The sequence below is a fragment of the Pseudomonas lini genome (assembly GCF_964063345.1).
GTDB lineage: Bacteria > Pseudomonadota > Gammaproteobacteria > Pseudomonadales > Pseudomonadaceae > Aquipseudomonas > Aquipseudomonas lini_B.
This window is the reverse complement of the sequence record NZ_OZ061318.1, coordinates 611937-629339: the sequence shown is the minus strand read 5'-3', so window position 1 is coordinate 629339 and position 17403 is coordinate 611937. Positions and strand designations below refer to the sequence as shown.

Genomic DNA, 17403 nt, shown 5'->3' with positions numbered 1-17403 from the left:
ACGAGAAATGAAAACCGGACACGAATGAGAGTGATTTTCAAAAAAAATTATCTGGCACGAATCAGCGTCACCCAGGGGCTGTAGCGATCCACGCGTATTGGCAGGGTTTCGGCCAGGGCGGTGAAGGCCCGATCGGGGTCGTTGAGCGGGAAAACGCCCTGGACGCGCAAATTGCGAACCTCAGGGGCGACCCGTAAAAAGCCCCGACTGTAGGGGCGTAGAGCGTCGACGACCTGATGCAGTGGATCGTCCAGCACGTTCAGCCGCCCGCTGAGCCAGTTGGAGCGATGGCGCTGGTCGCCGGCAATGGGGATTATCTGCCGGTCATATAACAAGGCTGACTGACCTTCTTGCAGATTCAGCGTTGGACCGTCGAACAGCCGAGCTTCGACCGAATGCTGCAGCACCACCACTCGACTGGCGTCCTGCTCCTTGGCAACCAGGAAACGCGTGCCCAGTGCACGTATTTCACCCTGTGCAGTACGCACGCGCAGCGGACGTTGGGGATCGGCGGCCACCTGAATCACCAGTTCGCCATGGCGCAAAATCACCAGCCTTTGCTTGTCATCGAAGTACAGGTCCACCGCACTGTCGGCGTTCAGGCTCAGGCGACTGCCGTCAACCAGCTTGAAGTCCTGACGCTGGCCGCGTCCGGTGTGCAGATCGGCCAGTATCGAGTCGCCCAGCGGGCTGCGAGCACCCAGCCACAAACCGCCACCGAGCAAACCCAAGCCGGCGATCACACGGAGTGCGTCGCGTCGCGAACCATGGGGCTGCAGCAATAGTTGGCGGGCTTCGCCGGCTTGACCGGGCACCCGTCGATCCAGCGCGCGAACCGTGTCGAAGGAACCACCGATACATTCCTGCAATGTTACCCAGGCCTGAGCGTGCGCAGGATCCATAGCCAGCCACGCGTTGAAACGCTCTTGCAGTGCGGCATCGGGCGTACCGGCGCGCAGCCTCACCATCCAGTCAATGGCCTGCTCGCTGACAGGATCCAGGCGCAGCTTGCTCATGGCGATAATTCGCTCAGGTAGCATTGCCGCAATGCCTGTTTCATGTAGCGGCTGACCGTGCGTTCCGACAGCCCCAGCTTGTGCGAAATAGCCACATAACTCAGACCGTCCAGTTGGCTGTAGAGAAAGGTCGCCTTGACCACAACAGGCAAACCGTCGAGCGCCCGGTCGATCGCGACCAGCGCCTGGATCAACTGCAACTGTTCTTCGGGGGAGGGTGCTAGCGCTTCGGGCAGCGTAGACAGGCGTTCCAGGTAAGTTAACTCCAACTTGCGCCGGCGATGACGATCGTAAATCAGCCGTCGAGCAATCGTGGAAAGGTATGCACGAGGTTGTTCGATGCTGTCGGGGTCAACGCGGGCCACCAGCATCTGGTAAAACGTATCGCCGACGGTGTCCTCGGCATCCGCGTGATTGCGTAGACGCTGCTGAATATGGTGCAACAGCCAACGATGGTGGTCGCTGAAAAAGAAGCCCAGCTTGCTGGTCGGGAGAGAGTGCACCGGTCGGTTTTCCAGATGTTAGTGTGAATCGTTCTCAATACTACCTGTGGGATGATGGCCACTGCAATCTCTCAAATACACCATCAATGTCTAACTGACCTTTGTCGGTGAGCGAAGCGATCCGAAGGCCTCGCCCCTCCGGTATTTTGCTAATTACCATCCGCCACCTTGCGTTCTATCTCCGCTATTTTTCGCCTGAGCTCTTCAGCCTCCAGCTCCTGGGCGTGAGTTTGATCTACACCTTCGCCGTCACTGTCATTGTCGCTGTCCTCAAGTTCACCTTCGACCACATCGACGGGTTTGCCAGACGTATCGGCAGGCGGGACGTTCGAGGTCGTTTCTGATTCGTCGTCATTAACACGGTCATCATTGTTCATTTCGCTCACCTCCATTGGCCTACACATTGGATTCAGCGGTATGGAGGGAGTTCGATGATAAAGACCCGCTTCGTCACGGCTTTCAACTTGCATGATCGGTCGCATAATGGCGCTAGGGCTATTTGAGCTTTTGCCGTTAGCATTACGCTTTATTAGCGCACCAAATGACAGGTTGGTTAACGTAACCGAGTGGGCCGAACATTGATCGAACGACGTCAATTCAGCGGAGGCATGAAGGGGAAAAACCTCCGCTATCTGAATGAAAACCCTGGCGAGCCTGCTCGAATGACTCGGGCGGGCTTTTTGCTGCTCGAGCATTTTTCGCTGCCGGCGTTCACGCAAGCGCTGGACACGATTGTCACTGCGAATCTTCTGCGCCCCGGCTTGTTCTCTTCCCGAACGTTCGGCTTGAATGAGGGGGAGGTCGTCAGTGATCTGGGCCTGGTCATTCGGCCAGACGCACGTATCGATTCTTCAGCCATTCACAACCTGGACCTGCTGGTCATTTGCGGCGGCTACAGGACAGAACTGAAGGCGACTGATGAGTTCATCAGCCTGATGCGAATGGCAGCAGACCACGGTGTCAGTCTGGCCGGGTTGTGGAATGGTGCATGGTTCCTGGGCAGCGCAGGCTTGCTCGATGGATACCGTTGCGCCATTCACCCCGAACATCGTCCCGCACTCGCGGAACTCTCCAAGGCGACGCATGTCACCAGTGAGCCCTATGTCATCGATCGAGACCGGCTCACCGCGTCCAGTCCCTCTGGGGCATTTCATATGGCGTTGGACTGGATCAAGGAACTGCACGATAAGGCCCTGGTCGAGGGTATCGAGGACATTCTGGCTTTCGAGGAGTCTCGCTACCGGCGCATCAAACCGGCTGAAAATATCTGTGTGAGCGCGCCGTTGCGAGAGGTGGTCAAGCTGATGGACGCCAACCTCGAAGAGCCTCTGGAGCTGGAGCAGCTGGCGGTCTACGCCGGCCGTTCCCGGCGCCAACTCGAACGCTTGTTCAAGGAGCAGCTCGGGACAACGCCGCAGCGATATTACATGGAGCTGCGCATCACCGAAGCGCGTCGACTCCTTCAGCACACAGAGCTGTCACAGGTAGACGTGCTGGTTGCCTGTGGCTTTGTGTCGCCCAGTCATTTCAGCAAGTGCTATAGCTCGTACTTCGGCTACAGGCCTTCCAAGGAAAAACGGCTGGTCAAATAGCCGCTTTTTGAGTCCCGGTGAGGATCTCCCGACGGCGCAAAATTTGCCGTGGGGAATGGCCCGGTGGCAGCCGCTCGCTGGAGCAGCGCCACCGGATAAATCCGCGGACTCAGCCCTTGGCCGCCATCGCAGTGACTTCCACGCGCATCCCTTCGACCGCCAGGGACGCCACGCCAACGGCGGCGCGAACCGGCCAGGGCTTGGCGAAGAAGCGCTTGTAGACTTCGTTGAAAGCAGGGCGGTCGGCCATGTCGGTGAGGTAGATGGTCAGGTGCAGAACCCGGTCCATAGAGCTGCCGGCTAGCTCCAACGCCACTTTGAGCGCTTGCAGAGTGCACTCGCTCTGCTCGGCGATGCCACCCAGTTCCAGACTGCCGTCGGCACGGGTAGGGATTTGAGTGGAGACCAGCAGGCCGCCGAAACCGGCGACGTCGGAGGAGATGGATTCCGGGTCTGGGTCGGGCAGAAAGGTGAGGTCGCGGTTTGCCATGAGGGATCTCTTGCTTGAGGGGGTGAGAGTGCGGTTGTGTATGGGGCGGCTGGCAGCGGGCTGGATCAGCCAAGCGGCCAGTTTACAGCCCCATCGTCGGACCGTTGGTGAATCAGTGTCGAAAACGCTCAAGGCAAGCAAGATTTGACGCTTTGGCCTCTACACGGCAGAGGCACCACCGGTTTGTTGCACTAATGCCATTGCAAACGCGCCAAAACCCACCGACCAATCCGAATAGTCATTCTCATGCATGAAGATGAAAAGGTCTTGCGGACGAACCTGTGCTTGAGTGCTGAGATTGTCGGCAATTTTCTTATAGAGGTCCCGCTTCATGGCGTCACTTCGACCTCTACGCATCGTAATTTCAATGACTACCAAATGGTCTGAGCGAGCGACGCCATTGAAGGTGCGGCTGTAAAAAAAATGTTCCGGGTCATAGTCCGCTACCAGGTTGAACAGTTCATCCGCAGGCATACCAATGCTGTCTACCAGCGCTTGGTGTATGCCGTCGACGATGCGCTGACGTTGCTGCTGGCTGGTGCCTTTGATGACGGCTGTTCGAACGAAGGGCATGTGAGATTCTCTCAATTGATTTGGGGTGCGCCCCTGCACAGCGGTTGATCCTGAACAGGTAACCAGGCAGGCGGGCGTCGGGTCATCTTCCAAAACCGGGAGACGACTGGAAATCGATTTATTCGCCCGAAGTAATTGAGTTAAAGTCACTTGATGAAACGACGCCTCCCTCCTTTAAATGCACTCCGCTCTTTCGAGGCCGCTGCCCGATTGGGGAAAATGACATCTGCTGCCGATGAGCTTTCTGTCACGCCTGGCGCCGTGAGTCGCCAGGTACGCCAGTTAGAGCTGAGCCTTGGGGTGGACCTGTTCGAGGGTACAAAAAATAAACCACGGCTCACCGCTGCCGGGAAAGAATTGCTGCCAGATTTGACGGCTGCGCTGGATCAGATTGAGGCCGCCGTAGACAGAATAAGGGACACCGCGACGGGTATTCTGGACGTGTCTTGCTTCAGTACGTTTACGGTCAAATGGCTGATTCCGCGTCTTTTCGATTTCAATGCGAAGTACCCTGAGATCAAGATTTGCCTGAATTCCTTTGTCCACGCTACCGATCCGGACCGAGACCGATATGACGTGATGATCACGGCTGAGCAGGGCGTCCTTGAAGGTCAAAAAAATACCCTCCTGCTGTTTCCTGAAAGATTGGGCATCGTTCTGTCACCCGCGTTATCTGCGCGTATCCAACTCACTGAATTGAGTTCTATTTTCCTGCATCCGCTACTGCACACAAAAACTCGCCCGAATGCCTGGGCAAGTTGGAGTGACGCGATTGGGCATGAGGTGACCGCGCCGGTCGGAGTGGAGTTTGAGCACTACTATTTCACACTGGAGGCGGCGATTTCCGGCCTGGGGATCTGTGTCGCCCCTTGGCATCTGGTGGCCGACGACATTCGTCTTGGCCGTTTACTGGCGCCATTCGGATTCCACCAAAGTGACTACTCCTATATTGCGAAGCGACATCCTGGCCCTGACAAGAAACTGGATCTGTTCTGCGCGTGGCTGGCAGGCCAAGCCGAACAGGACAGCTTTGCGGGTTGAGGTTGCAAACGCAGGTTCAACCGTCGCAATGAAAATGGGCTCTCTAGAGAGCATCTTTAGAGATCGCCCATTTTTCTTGCTTAACGCGATCAACCAGCGAGAGCACTTCAAGCGTCAGCTAACGAGACTATCTGCCAGCCTCATGGCCTGCTGGATCGCGGCCTTACGCGCACCAAGGTCGACGTCTTCCCCCAAGATGGTTTTCTCGACAATCACCGAGTGCACATCGCTCACGCCGATAAATTGCAGCCAGGCTTCCACGTAGGGCTTCTGAAAGTCGAAGCGCTCCGCCGGCGTGATCGACTGCGCCGAAAAATCCAGGCCGCGGGCGTACATCACCACGGCGGTTTTATTGTGCAGCATGCCTTCCAGACCGCGTTCCGGGTCGAAGCTGAACAAAATGTCTTTCTGCGACACCAGGTCGATGAAGTGTTTGAGTTTGTACGGGATGCTGAAATTCCACAGCGGTACGGACATCACCAGCACGTCTGCGCGATGCAGGTGCGCGGCCAGATCTTTCAAGGTGTTCCAGGCCTCTTGCTGCGCCGGGGTCAAGGGCGTGCCATTGAGCCCGGCGTATTTGGCGTCCATTGCCAGCTCGTCGAATTCCGGCAACACCCTGTTCCAAAGATCGAGGGTGATGATTTCGGTGTCCGGGGTGTTTTCTTGATAGCGCGCAATAAAGCCGCGGGCGACTTCAAGGGAGGCCGAGCGCTGTTTGCGCGGGGAACATTCGATATGCAGAAGGGTGGTCATGGCGTGTCTCGGGCGGTGGGGACGTTGGAGCATTGCAACATAGTTTTATTTGGAATATAAATCGTGAATAAATAATCAATTAATCACGAATAGAACTATGTTCGATGTTCTGCTGTTAAAAACATTCGTCACCGTCGTCGATGAAGATGGTTTCAGTCGTGCAGCCGAAAAGCTGCACCTGACCCAATCTGCGGTCAGCGGTCACTTGCGGCGACTGGAAGAACAGGTCGGTAAACCGCTGTTGAAACGTACGACCCGCTCCCAGCAATTGACGCCCGATGGCGAGCGCCTGATCGCTTATGCGCGGACGATCCTCGCGTTGAACCGTGATGCCTGGGCGCAACTGACGCGCACGCCGTTTCACGGGCGGGTGCGGATCGGGGTGTCGGAGGATTTTGTCGAACCGCGATTGCTGCGGGCTTTTCAGGATTTCGCGGCGCAGTACCCGGGCATGGAAATCGACGTGCAGGTGGGTATTCCCGGCACGTTGCTGAACCTGATGAAGCAAGGCGATCTGGAGCTGGTCATCGGTTCGCTGTGCGAAACCAGCGAAGCGGGGTTGCTACTGTGGCAAGAACCGCTGGTGTGGGCCTGGTCGGCGCAACCCGTCACCCAGTTACCGATACCGTTGCCGCTGGCGCTGTTCCCCGAGCCCTGTCCTTATCGTGAGATAGCGCTGAGGCAACTGGCTCAGGCGGGGATCGCCCAACGTACGGCGATGTCATGCACCAGCACCGCCGGGTTGCGGGCGGCGGCATTGGCGGGTTTCGCGGTGGCGCCCATGGCGGTCAGTCAATTGGGGCAGGGGCTGGGGGCTCTGGGGGCGGAGCAAGGGTTGCCGGATTTGCCGGCAGCGCAGTTTCGGTTGTTTACCTCTGCTGAAGCGGATCAGGCGATTGTCGCAGCGCTCACTCAGCTGATTGTGGAGTATTGCTCCACGCGAAGGTGAGCGTCATTTTCGAGGCTACGATCAAGTAAGCGGCTCCCATAGCGGATCGGCGTGCGGCTATGCGGTCGTGAGATAGACTGATCAGCGGGCATCGAACGGTGGGGGTGACAGGTGGCGCGCTTAAGATGGATTCGCTGATCACGGCAGCGGCCCGTGCGCTTGCGGCGGGTGATCCCCTCGGCGCGCTGAACCGCATCGCCTTGCGCGACGATGCGCCAGCCCTCGCGCTTCGCGGCATCGCAATGGCGCAGATGGGTGACCTTGTGCGAGCGAAGGCGTTGGTGCGCAGCGCCGCACGTGCCTTCGGGCCGAAGGAGGCTTTGGCCCGGGCACGATGTGTCGTCGCCGAGGCCGAAATCGCGTTCGCCTCTCGGGACCTGAACTGGCCAACCAAGGCACTCGACTCCGCGCGGGCAACGCTTCAGGCGCACGGCGATGGGGTCAATGCTGCTCATGCGCGGTACCTCGAGACCCGCCGCTTGTTGCTGATCGGGCACCTTGACGAGGCTGAACACCGGCTCGCCGAACTCGATCCGACGCCGTTACCGCCCGCATCGAGGGCAGCCTACGAACTGGTCGTGGCGGGTATCGCAATGCGTCGCCTGCAAACAAAAACGGCGCGCGCTGCACTCGAACGGGCCGAGCGTGCGGCACAACACGCCGCTATCCCCGCGTTGACGGCCGAGGTCGAAAGCGCCGCCCGTATCCTCGACACACCGGCGGCGCGGCTGATTGTCGGTGGCCAGGAACGGCCGCTGCTGCTTGATGAAATTGAAGCGTTATTGGCATCCCCCACACTGGTCGTGGACGCGTGCCGGTATGTCGTGCGCGACGCAGGCTCGTCGGTTCCGCTCGCCCGGCGGCCGGTGTTATTTGCGCTCGCCCGGGCGTTGGGCGAAGCGTGGCCCGCTGACGTGCCGAGGGAGACGCTGATTGCGCGCGCCTTTCGGATGAAGTGCGCGGATGACTCCCATCGCGCGCGGTTGCGCGTCGAACTCGGGCGGTTGCGCGCGGCGCTGCACTTGATCGCTGATGTCGTCGCGACCCCGCGAGGGTTTGCGCTGGTGCCGCACGATGCGCGTGACGTCGTGGTGCTGGCGCGACCTGTCGAAGAGCAGCATGCGACGCTGCTCGCCTTCCTCGCCGACGGCGAATCGTGGTCGAGTTCGGCCCTGGCGTTGGCGCTTGGCGCCAGTCAACGCACCGTGCAACGAGCCCTCGACATGCTGGCGGCTGCCGCCAAGGTGCAGTCATTCGGTCACGGCCGCGCCCGTCGCTGGATGACCCCGCCGGTTCCGGGATTCGCGACGGTATTGTTACTCACAGGGTTGCTGCCGAGTGACTAGCATCGACTTCACCCACCCAGTGAACGAGGAGCAAGACATGAAACATTCAACAGCCGAAATCATCCGCGAATACGGACCTTTTCCAGGCGTCGACAGCGTGCATGGCGTCACCCATGACGGTCAGCAGGTCTGGTTTGCCTCCGGCGACAAACTCAACGCCCTCGATCCTGCGAGCGGCAAGACGCTGCGCTCGATCGATGTCGCCGCCCATGCCGGCACAGCCTTCGACGGTCAGCACCTGTTTCAGATCGCCGAGGATCGCATCCAGAAAATCGACCCACAGACCGGCCGCGTGCTCTCCACCATCCCCGCGCCCGGCGGCGGTGGTGACTCAGGGCTTGCATGGGCTGAAGGGACGCTCTGGGTCGGCGAGTATCGCGAGCGCAAGATTCATCAGGTCGATCCCCAGACCGGGGCAGTACTGCGCACGCTCGAATCCAACCGTTTCGTCACCGGGGTGACCTGGGTTGAGGGCGATCTATGGCACGGCACCTGGGAGGGTGACGAGAGTGAGTTGCGGCGAGTCGACCCGGCCACGGGCGAGGTGTTGGAGAGCGTCCAGATGCCGGCTGGTGTCGGCGTCTCGGGACTTGAGTTCGATGGCCGCGACCGGTTTTTCTGTGGTGGCGGCAACAGCGGGAAGGTGAGGGCAGTGCGCCGGCCTGAATAAGCCTTTGCGGCGCAAGTCTCGGGTCGTACCGCGGTGCGCGAATGGAACTAATCTACAGTGGCCAAACGAGACCTTTTGAGGGGCTCAGCCATGCAACCGAAGGAACATCCGCGATACGACCTGGCGCTGTTGATCGCGTTTCTTTTGATCGTCGCAGCGCTGGGTATTTCACCCCATAGCCGAGTGGATTGGGTCCTGGAGAATCTGCTGGCCCTGCTGCTGGTGATGGTCTTGGTGGGCGTCTCCCGACGATTCCGTCTGTCTGCCGTTTCCATCAGTCTGGTGTTCGTATTTCTCTGTATTCATGAACTGGGGTCGCACTACACCTATGCGCTGGTGCCCTACGACCGCTGGTGCTCGGCCTTGACCGGGGTCAGCCTGAACAAAACCCTTGGTTTGGAACGCAATCATTACGATCGCCTGGTCCATCTGACGTATGGACTCTTGATGGTGTATCCGATTCGGGAAGTGCTTGTGCGAATCACTCCGCTGCGCGGTTTCTGGGTTGGTTTTGTCGCGCTGAACATCGTGCTGTCGACCTCGGCGGTCTATGAAATCGTGGAATGGATAGGTGGGCAATTCCTGGGAAAAGACACGGCGAAGGCATTTGTCGCTGCACAAAATGACCCATGGGACTCTCAGGCCGACATGGCACTGGCAGTGGGAGGTGCGTTCTTCACGTTATGGGTTGTCTGGTGCCGGCGACGGTTGTTTCATCGAAGCGCGTCATCAGACAGCATCACCCAGCATGTCAGAAGGTGAACGCTTGTCCCGCCCGTGACGGATGCTGAGCCATTTCCGTTTCCAGCAGATGCTCAACCAGCACATCATTCAAAAAGCGGAACTGATCGTTGAGCCCGACCACTTCGTTACTGAAGTGGTTGGCCGCTGCCGGCATCAGCAAGGCCTCGAAATGCTTGTCGAACACCAGCGCGACTGCTTTGCGAGACATGACCTGCTGCGAATAGTAGTTGCTGCCGAACACCGGAAAACTCACGGCGAGGCTGACGGAATGAATCATGATTTCGGCTCCTCGGTTTTACCGATATCCAGCACCAAGCGGGAAAACAGGGTCAGGGTGACGGCCGTCAGGGCCAGGCAGGTCAGGAGATGGATCAACATGATTTGCCCCTCCGGTGCGGGGTTCAAATGGGGATGAGGTTGATCCTGCACCTGACGGTTTTTTTGCGGAAGGCATTCGTGGCGATGATGAATATTGATGTGAATGATGGTGGTGATCTGCGCAGGGAAAATAGGGGCCCAGGTGATCCATTGTGGCGAGGGAGCTTGCTCCCGCTCGGCTGCGAAGCAGTCGTAATAAAGACGCCAGTGTTCTATCTGAACCACCGCAGTGGCAGGTTTCAGGGCCGCTCCGCGCCCCAGCGGGAGCAAGCTCCCTCGCCACAAGAACAACCCAGGCTTTGAGGGCACCATCCAATCATCTGACGGACGGAGTCCGCCCCCGACCTATACTCAAATCAGCACGTTCTTTAGCGTCGGACACCCCGTTCGGCGAAGACTGTAGGACACCGCGATCTTGAACCTGCGTTCGCTGATCGTCGCTGTGTTGGTGGTATTGGCGGGATGCGCCACGCACACGCCTGCCCCGGTAATTGTGGTGCCGGTGGTGGTGTCCCAGAGCACCTGGCAGCAAGTGGACCGGGAGATTGTCGCCGCTTCGCAACAGGCCACCGAACAGGCCAGGGTCTACGCCCGCGGGTCCATGGAGCACTGGCGCACGCGGGTTTATCAGCAGACCGAAGAAGTCTTCATTCCGTGGTTCAGCAGCTACTGGACTCAGGAATGGCTGTCGATGAAAGTCAGCTGGTACGCCATCAATGCCGGGGACGAGCAGGACGCGACGACCAAACGCCTGGCGGCCTATCTGCTGGAGCAATATCACCAGCGCGTGCTGGAACCCGTGGCAGTGGAGATCGATCCCGACGCGATCCTCGGCCAGGCGACAGAGTTTTATGTGCAACTGATGGGGCAGCAACTTGAAGTTATTTCCAAACGGCATGGCGTGCCAATGGCGCAGCTCAACAGTCGCATTCAGAAAATTCCGGCTATTTCCCTGGGCCCGCCGCCCATCCGTGAAGCTTCGTTGTATCAGGTGGTGCACGCCGAGCTGAGCAAATTGCCGGCTTACCAGGCGCTGATCGACAAGATCCACACGGCGGGCGGCGAGAAGGGTATTGCCTCGACGGACGCAGGCATGACACCGGTGGCCAAGCGCGCCAGTAAGCGAATAGAAGCCGAAATGGCCCCCCGAGGTGCGGCCAGTGCGGTGGCGGCAATGGCGGGTAAGGCTGCCGGGGCATTGATTTCCGTAGGAGTAGCCGGGGTGCGCGCGATTATTCAGGCCAACGATAGGCCTGACAGCGAGGCGCTGATTCGCAGCAGCCTGGGCAATTCGTTCGACAAGGCATGGGTGAAGCTGGTGGATAACCCCGCCACCGGCGTCATGGCCGGAACGTTGTACATGGCCAGGCAGATCGAGGGCAGCCTGGAGGAAACCGTCGAGCCGTCGGTCGGTCTGGATGCAGGAACTGTCGATTTTAGCCACGCTGATTCGACTACCCATCAGATCAACCCATAACCCGAGGAGAACGATCATGGCTTACGTTGATGGCTGCGTCTTTGCGGTGCCCACCGCCAACCGCGAAAAATTCAAGCAACACGCCCAATCCGCTGCCGCAATCTTCAAGGAAAACGGCGCAATCAGCCTCGCCGAATGCTGGGGCGACGATGTCCCTGATGGCAAAGTGACCTCATTTCCCATGGCGGTAAAACTCAAGGAAGACGAAACCGTGGTGTTTTCCTGGATCGTCTGGCCCGACAAGACCACCCGTGACGCCGGAATGGCGAAACTCATGAGCGATCCGCGGATGCAACCCGACGTCAATCCAATGCCGTTTGACGGTCAGCGCATGATTTTTGGCGGTTTCGAAATGATCGTGAAAGCCTGACGGAAGTCGCAGGATCACTCCGGCGTCGGGGCGGTCCTGCAACTCTTGCGGTTACGAATCTCGCTGTCCGAGGGGCGCTCCTTGATGAACTCGAAGCGCGGCTCGCCTTCGTTGTAGTGAACCAGCCAGCCCCATTCCAGCTCGGACTCATCCTGGCCGGGTTTCGGTGGCACGGCCCACCATGGCTCTTTACTGATGATCTGACGCATGGCGCCCTCCCGTCGATTCGGTTGCTTCAACTATAACGCGCATGCCGGCAGGTGCCAGAAATGCACTTGCTGGTGTGGTATCCCTTTGTAAAATCAAAGGGTCCCGAAGCCTTGAGGTGCCAGACATGAGCGATGAAAATCGTGTGCCGTTCAAACGGCTGTTCTTCGCCCTGAACTGCGCCCCCGAACAACGCCGGGCCATCGCCCAATGGCGCAACGCGCTGGGGCTCAACGTCGGGCGCCCGGTACCGGCGGAAAACTTTCACCTGACGCTGCTGTTTCTCGGTACGGTGGGGATGGCGCAGATAGCGGGCGTCTGCGAGGCCGCCGCCAATGTCCAGATGCCCGGCATGCCGTTGACGGTTGTGCTTGATCGACTGGAAGTCTGGCGTCGCTCCGGGGTTTTGTTGCTGGCGCCCGAGCAGGCAGAACCGCCGTTGCTGCGGTTGGTGTATGCGCTGGAGCAAGCCATGTTGCCGTTCGGCTTCGAGGACACCCGTCGGGAATTTCGCCCGCATTTAACCCTCATGCGCGACTACCGGGCTCCAGCCCCCGAATCTGCGACGCCGCCAGAGTTTTTCCTGCGCGCTGACCGCTTCACCTTGTTCGAGTCCCATAAAGGCCGCTACCGGGCACTGGCCGAATGGCCGCTGGTCTCTGCATAAGCCCACCCCTGTGGGAGCCGGGTTCCATGTTGACTGCCCCACCGCTTTCGCGGGTAAGCCCGCTCCAGTGATCAGTGTCGTTCACAAACCCTTTGATCGAAGCAGATACCTGTGGGAGCGGGCTTGCCCGCGAAAGCGGTGGGGCAGTCACCAATGATGTTGAATGTGATGGCCCCTTCGCGAGCAAGCCCGCTCCCACATTTTGGTCCGTGGTGTTCAGATATTTTGTGTCCGATTTTGAATCACTTACCCAGCTTCACCCGCGTCCAGCCCCGGGTCATCACCCGCTGAATACCGATCGGCATATCTGGAATGGCGTACAGCGTCGCCATCACCGCTTGCGGCGGATACGACCCCGGGTCGTCGCGAATCGCTTCATCCACCAGTGGCGTGGCCGCCGCATTGGCGTTGCTGTAGCCAACGCTGTTGGTGACTTCGGCGATGATGTCCGGGCGCATCAGGAAGTTCATGAACAGGTAAGCGTTGTCGACGTTGGCCGCGTCCCGTGGGATGGCGACCATGTCGTAAAAGCTGCCGGCGCCTTCTTTCGGGATGCTGTACTCGATCTTCACCTTGTCGCCGGCTTCCTTGGCTTGCAGCACGTCGCCGGAGTAACCGACGGCGACGCAGATGTTGCCGTTGGCCAGGTCGGAGATGTATTTCGACGAATGGAAGTAAGCCACCGACGGGCGAATTTTCATGAACAGCGTTTCGGCTTCAACGATCTGCGCCTTGTCCTGGGAGTTCACCGGATAGCTCAGATAGTGCAGGGCGGCCGGGAGCATTTCTGTCGGCGAATCAAGAAAGCTGATACCGCAGGCTTTCAGCTTCGCAGCGTTTTCCGGTTTGAACAGCAAATCCCAGGAGTTCACCGGGGCATCAGTGCCCAGCACTTCCTTGACCTTGGCCGGGTTGTAACCGATGCCGATCGAACCCCACATGTACGGGAAAGCGTGGCCATTGTCAGGATCGCTGGCAGAAGCGTTTTTCAACAGCACCGGATTAAGATTTTTCCAGTTCGGCAGCTTGGATTTGTCCAGCGGCTGATAGACGCCAGCCTTGATCTGCTTGGCCAGGAAACTGTTGGACGGCACCACAATGTCATAACCGGATTTACCGGCCAGCAAGCGTGCTTCAAGGGTTTCGTTACTGTCGAACACATCGTAGGTCACGCGAATGCCGGTCTCGTCTTCAAACTTCTTGACCGTGTCCGGGGCGATGTAATCCGACCAGTTGTAGACGCGCAATACCTTGTCATTGGCCTGGACGCCGGTAGCCATCGCGCCCAATAAGGACAGTGTCAGCAGAGTCCTGCCAAACATTTTCATCGGTACAACTCCATTTTCTTTTTTATTCAAATACGCAAAGCAAAAGTGCAGTGAGCACAAAACCTGTGGCGAGGGAGCTTGCTCCCGCTTGAGTGCGCAGCACTCACAAAATAGGGCAAGGGTAGCCAGAGTTTTTGGGGCCGCTTCGCAGCCCAGCGGGAGCAAGCTCCCTCGCCACAGTTACTGAATCGCAGCACTAAGCCGTCGCTTCGACTCGCTGGTTTTTCGGCTGCTGCCACGACTCGCTGGCAGTCTGGTCCATCGCTTCCTGGATCGCCCGTTTGCGGGTGGCTTCGGCCTTGCGGCTGAAGTACCAGACCATGAACGTGACGATCGATACCGCCAGCAGAATCAGACTGGCCACGGCATTGATCTCAGGCTTCACACCCAGGCGCACCGCCGAGAACACTTCCATCGGCAACGTCGTGGAGCCCGGGCCAGAGACGAAACTCGCCAACACCAGATCATCCAGCGACAAGGCAAACGACATCATGCCGCCCGCCGCCAGTGACGGCGCGATCATCGGAATGGTGATCAGAAAGAACACCTTGAGCGGACGCGCACCCAAGTCCATGGCCGCTTCTTCAATCGACAGGTCCAGCTCACGCAAGCGCGCCGATACAACCACCGCCACATACGCTGCGCAGAACGTGGTGTGGGCGATCCAGATCGTCACCAAGCCACGCTCCTGCGGCCAGCCGATCAATTGCGCCATGGCCACGAACAGCAGCAACAACGACAGACCGGTAATCACTTCCGGCATCACCAATGGCGCCGTCACCAAACCACCAAACAGCGTACGCCCCTTGAAACGCGTAACGCGGGTGAGCACGAAAGCGGCGAGGGTGCCCAATGCCACGGCGGCAATCGCGGTGTAGCAGGCGATTTCCAGGGAGCGCACCACCGAGCCCATCAGTTGCGAGTTGTCGAGTAGACCGACGTACCACTTCACCGACCAGCCGCCCCACACCGTCACCAGTTTCGAGGCGTTGAACGAGTAGATCACCAGAATCAGCATCGGCAGGTAGATAAACGACAGGCCGAAAATCAGCATGAACTTTGAAAATCCGAAGCGTTTCATCCCCGTCCCTCCATCTCTTTGGCCTGGCTGCGGTTGAACAGCAGAATCGGCACAATCAGGATCGCCAGCATCACCACCGCCAGGGCGGACGCCACCGGCCAGTCGCGGTTGTTGAAGAACTCCTGCCACAGCACGCGTCCGATCATCAGGGTTTCCGGGCCGCCCAACAGTTCTGGAATCACGAACTCACCGACCACTGGAATGAACACCAGCATGCAGCCTGCAATGATCCCGTTCTTGGCCAGCGGCACGGTGATTTTCCAGAAGTTGTTGAAGTTGCTCGAACCCAGGTCCGACGCGGCTTCCAGCAGGCTTTGATCGTGCTTGACGAGGTTGGCGTACAGCGGCAACACCATGAACGGCAGGTAGGCATAGACCACGCCGATGTACACCGCCGTGTTGGTGTTGAGGATCTCGATCGGCTGCGACGTCAGCCCGGTCCACATCAGGAACGCATTGAGCAAACCGTTGTTGCTGAGGATGCCCATCCACGCATAGACGCGGATCAGGATCGCGGTCCAGGTTGGCATCATGATCAGCAGCAGCAAAACGTTCTGCGTTTCCTTGTTGGCCTTGGTGATTGCGTAGGCCATCGGGAAACCGATCACCAGGCACATCAGCGTGCTTAAAAACGCGACCTTCAATGAGCCAAAATAGGCCGAGATGTACAGCTCATCTTCGGTCAGCAGCGAGTAGTTGCCGAGGTTCAGCAGCATCTGAAATTTCTGCTCGGCGAAGGTGTAAATCTCGGAGTAGGGAGGAATGGCCAGGGCCGCTTCCGAGAAGCTGATCTTCATCACCAGGAAGAACGGCAACAGGAAAAACAGGCACAACCACAGGAACGGAATGCCGATGACCAGTTTGCGGCCGCTGGGCACCAGGCGCAGGAACTGCTGATTGAAGGTTCTCATGAGCGCAGTACCACGCCGCTGTCGTCTTCCCACCACACGTAGACCTGATCGTCCCAGGTCGGGCGCGCGCCACGGCGTTCGGCGTTGGCCATGAACGACTGGACGATCTTGCCGCCGGGCAATTCCACGTAAAACACTGAGTGGCCGCCGAGGTAAGCGATGTCATGCACCTTGCCCTCGGACCAGTTGTAGCGAGTCTCGGGCTTGAGGGTGCTGACCAGCATTTTTTCCGGGCGAATGGCGTAGGTGATCGACTTGTCCTGCACCGACGTACTCACGCCGTGGCCGACGTAGATCTTCTGTTGCAGATCCGGGCTGTGAATGATCGCGTGACCTTCCAGATCCTCGACCACGGTGCCGTCGAAAGCGTTCACGTTGCCGATGAACTCACAGACCATGCGGCTGACCGGCGCTTCATAGATGTCGACCGGGCTGCCGATCTGGGCGATCCAGCCGAGGTGCATGATCGCGATGCGTTCGGCCATGGTCATGGCTTCTTCCTGATCGTGGGTCACCATCACGCAAGTCACTCCGACCCGTTCGATGATTTCCACCAGCTCCAGTTGCATCTGCGAGCGCAGCTTTTTATCCAGTGCGCCCATCGGTTCGTCGAGCAACAGCAGCTTCGGTCGCTTGGCTAGCGAGCGCGCCAGTGCCACACGCTGGCGCTGGCCGCCGGACAACTGATGCGGCTTGCGTTTGGCGTACTGGGTCATGTGCACCAGCCGCAGCATTTCTTCGACACGGGCGTCGATTTCGCTGGCGGGCAAACGGTCCTGCTTGAGGCCGAAGGCGATGTTCTGTGCCACCGTCATGTGCGGGAACAATGCGTAGGACTGGAACATCATGTTGATCGGCCGTTCGTACGGCGGCATGTCGGTGATGTCGACCCCATCGAGCAAAATCCGCCCTTCGGTCGGGCGCTCGAAGCCGGCGAGCATGCGCAGCAGCGTCGATTTACCCGAGCCGGAACCGCCGAGCAGGGCGAAGATTTCGCCTTGATGGATCTCCAGGGACACATCGTCCACGGCGGTAGTTTCGTCGAATTTCTTGGTGACGCGGTCGACTTTCACCAACACCTTTTTTGGTGCCTGGTGACCTTCAAGAGCCTTCCTGTAAATGCTGGAGGCGTTTGCCATATGAAACTCCCAACAGGTTTCAGTCGTCGGGCCAACACGGCCTGACTTAGTAGTTGATTGCAGGCCCAAGCCGTACGATGTCAGTCAATTCAACGGTGATCCCTGTGGGAGCGGGCTTGCCCGCGATGGCGGTGTGTCAGTCGTCATCATCGTTACCTGACACAC

At 58.8% G+C, this 17403-nt stretch carries 21 protein-coding genes; 9 read left to right on the top strand and 12 right to left on the bottom strand.

Going from position 1 to position 17403, the window contains the following annotated elements; genetic code table 11:
- Nucleotides 1–47: 47 nt before the first annotated feature.
- The 3 genes from AB3226_RS02860 to AB3226_RS02850 all read right to left on the bottom strand — a co-directional run bounded on the left by AB3226_RS02860 (nt 48) and on the right by AB3226_RS02850 (nt 1896).
- Nucleotides 48–1016: a FecR domain-containing protein gene (locus tag AB3226_RS02860; protein WP_367371927.1), complete on the bottom strand. Its 969-nt coding sequence runs from the start codon at nt 1014–1016 to the stop codon at nt 48–50.
- Complete coding sequence (locus tag AB3226_RS02855; RefSeq protein WP_367371926.1) at nt 1013–1519, bottom strand: sigma-70 family RNA polymerase sigma factor; 507 nt, start codon at nt 1517–1519, stop codon at nt 1013–1015. The genes AB3226_RS02860 and AB3226_RS02855 overlap by 4 nt, the downstream gene beginning before the upstream one ends.
- A 149-nt stretch (nt 1520–1668) precedes the next feature.
- The gene (locus tag AB3226_RS02850) at nt 1669–1896 is read right to left on the bottom strand and encodes a hypothetical protein (protein WP_367371925.1); all 228 of its coding nucleotides are present in this window, start codon (nt 1894–1896) and stop codon (nt 1669–1671) included.
- A gap of 201 nt (nt 1897–2097) precedes the next feature.
- Here AB3226_RS02850 and AB3226_RS02845 point away from each other — a divergent pair, with 201 nt between their 5' ends.
- On the top strand, nt 2098–3111 hold the full coding sequence (locus tag AB3226_RS02845) for a GlxA family transcriptional regulator (RefSeq protein WP_367371924.1): 1014 nt from the start codon (nt 2098–2100) through the stop codon (nt 3109–3111).
- Between the two features lie 109 nt (nt 3112–3220).
- Here the strand turns inward: AB3226_RS02845 and AB3226_RS02840 are convergent, their stop codons facing one another.
- Nucleotides 3221–3601, bottom strand: coding sequence for a RidA family protein (locus AB3226_RS02840; protein ID WP_367371923.1), 381 nt, complete (start codon nt 3599–3601; stop codon nt 3221–3223).
- 159 nt (nt 3602–3760) lie between these two features.
- Nucleotides 3761–4174, bottom strand: coding sequence for a tautomerase family protein (locus AB3226_RS02835; protein ID WP_367371922.1), 414 nt, complete (start codon nt 4172–4174; stop codon nt 3761–3763).
- Nucleotides 4175–4327: 153 nt separating this feature from the next.
- On the opposite strand from AB3226_RS02835, the gene AB3226_RS02830 reads away from it, so the two are divergent.
- Entirely contained in the window at nt 4328–5215 is an 888-nt protein-coding gene (locus AB3226_RS02830) for a LysR substrate-binding domain-containing protein (RefSeq protein WP_367371921.1), read from the top strand.
- Nucleotides 5216–5329: 114 nt separating this feature from the next.
- Here AB3226_RS02830 and AB3226_RS02825 read toward each other — a convergent pair whose 3' ends face one another.
- Nucleotides 5330–5971 carry an FMN-dependent NADH-azoreductase gene (locus tag AB3226_RS02825; protein ID WP_367371920.1) on the bottom strand — a complete coding sequence of 214 codons (642 nt, stop codon included), beginning with the start codon at nt 5969–5971 and terminating at the stop codon, nt 5330–5332.
- 97 nt (nt 5972–6068) lie between these two features.
- Here AB3226_RS02825 and AB3226_RS02820 point away from each other — a divergent pair, with 97 nt between their 5' ends.
- The 4 genes from AB3226_RS02820 to AB3226_RS02805 all read left to right on the top strand — a co-directional run bounded on the left by AB3226_RS02820 (nt 6069) and on the right by AB3226_RS02805 (nt 9698).
- Complete coding sequence (locus AB3226_RS02820) at nt 6069–6920, top strand: LysR family transcriptional regulator (protein WP_367371919.1); 852 nt, start codon at nt 6069–6071, stop codon at nt 6918–6920.
- A gap of 125 nt (nt 6921–7045) precedes the next feature.
- A complete protein-coding gene (locus AB3226_RS02815) occupies nt 7046–8266 on the top strand; it encodes a helix-turn-helix domain-containing protein (protein ID WP_367371918.1) in 1221 nt (406 codons plus the stop codon).
- A 37-nt stretch (nt 8267–8303) separates the two neighbouring features.
- On the top strand, nt 8304–8936 hold the full coding sequence (locus AB3226_RS02810; protein WP_367371917.1) for a glutamine cyclotransferase: 633 nt from the start codon (nt 8304–8306) through the stop codon (nt 8934–8936).
- Nucleotides 8937–9026: 90 nt separating this feature from the next.
- Nucleotides 9027–9698, top strand: coding sequence for a DUF2238 domain-containing protein (locus AB3226_RS02805; protein WP_367371916.1), 672 nt, complete (start codon nt 9027–9029; stop codon nt 9696–9698).
- Here the strand turns inward: AB3226_RS02805 and AB3226_RS02800 are convergent.
- Nucleotides 9688–9957 (bottom strand): hypothetical protein, encoded by a 270-nt coding sequence (locus AB3226_RS02800; protein WP_367371915.1) that lies wholly within the window; start codon nt 9955–9957, stop codon nt 9688–9690. The two genes, AB3226_RS02805 and AB3226_RS02800, sit on opposite strands and share 11 nt — an antisense overlap.
- Nucleotides 9958–10473: 516 nt before the next feature.
- Here AB3226_RS02800 and AB3226_RS02795 point away from each other — a divergent pair.
- Both AB3226_RS02795 and AB3226_RS02790 read left to right on the top strand, forming a co-directional pair.
- A complete protein-coding gene (locus AB3226_RS02795; protein WP_367371914.1) occupies nt 10474–11535 on the top strand; it encodes a hypothetical protein in 1062 nt (353 codons plus the stop codon).
- Nucleotides 11536–11551: 16 nt separating this feature from the next.
- A complete protein-coding gene (locus AB3226_RS02790; protein ID WP_367371913.1) occupies nt 11552–11905 on the top strand; it encodes a DUF1428 domain-containing protein in 354 nt (117 codons plus the stop codon).
- Nucleotides 11906–11919: 14 nt separating this feature from the next.
- Here AB3226_RS02790 and AB3226_RS02785 read toward each other — a convergent pair whose 3' ends face one another.
- Nucleotides 11920–12114 (bottom strand): hypothetical protein, encoded by a 195-nt coding sequence (locus AB3226_RS02785; protein ID WP_030128949.1) that lies wholly within the window; start codon nt 12112–12114, stop codon nt 11920–11922.
- A 125-nt stretch (nt 12115–12239) separates the two neighbouring features.
- Between AB3226_RS02785 and thpR the strand changes: the two genes are divergently transcribed.
- A complete protein-coding gene (thpR, locus tag AB3226_RS02780; RefSeq protein ID WP_367371912.1) occupies nt 12240–12779 on the top strand; it encodes an RNA 2',3'-cyclic phosphodiesterase in 540 nt (179 codons plus the stop codon).
- A 242-nt stretch (nt 12780–13021) separates the two neighbouring features.
- Here thpR and AB3226_RS02775 read toward each other — a convergent pair whose 3' ends face one another.
- The 4 genes from AB3226_RS02775 to potA form a co-directional block, all read right to left on the bottom strand.
- Entirely contained in the window at nt 13022–14107 is a 1086-nt protein-coding gene (locus tag AB3226_RS02775; RefSeq protein ID WP_367371911.1) for a polyamine ABC transporter substrate-binding protein, read from the bottom strand.
- Between the two features lie 196 nt (nt 14108–14303).
- Nucleotides 14304–15188 (bottom strand): ABC transporter permease subunit, encoded by an 885-nt coding sequence (locus AB3226_RS02770; protein ID WP_367371910.1) that lies wholly within the window; start codon nt 15186–15188, stop codon nt 14304–14306.
- Complete coding sequence (locus tag AB3226_RS02765) at nt 15185–16066, bottom strand: ABC transporter permease subunit (RefSeq protein WP_367375740.1); 882 nt, start codon at nt 16064–16066, stop codon at nt 15185–15187. Before AB3226_RS02765 ends, AB3226_RS02770 begins: the two co-directional genes overlap by 4 nt.
- Before the next feature lie 29 nt (nt 16067–16095).
- Entirely contained in the window at nt 16096–17238 is a 1143-nt protein-coding gene (gene potA, locus AB3226_RS02760) for a polyamine ABC transporter ATP-binding protein (protein WP_030128944.1), read from the bottom strand.
- Nucleotides 17239–17403 lie beyond the last annotated feature (165 nt).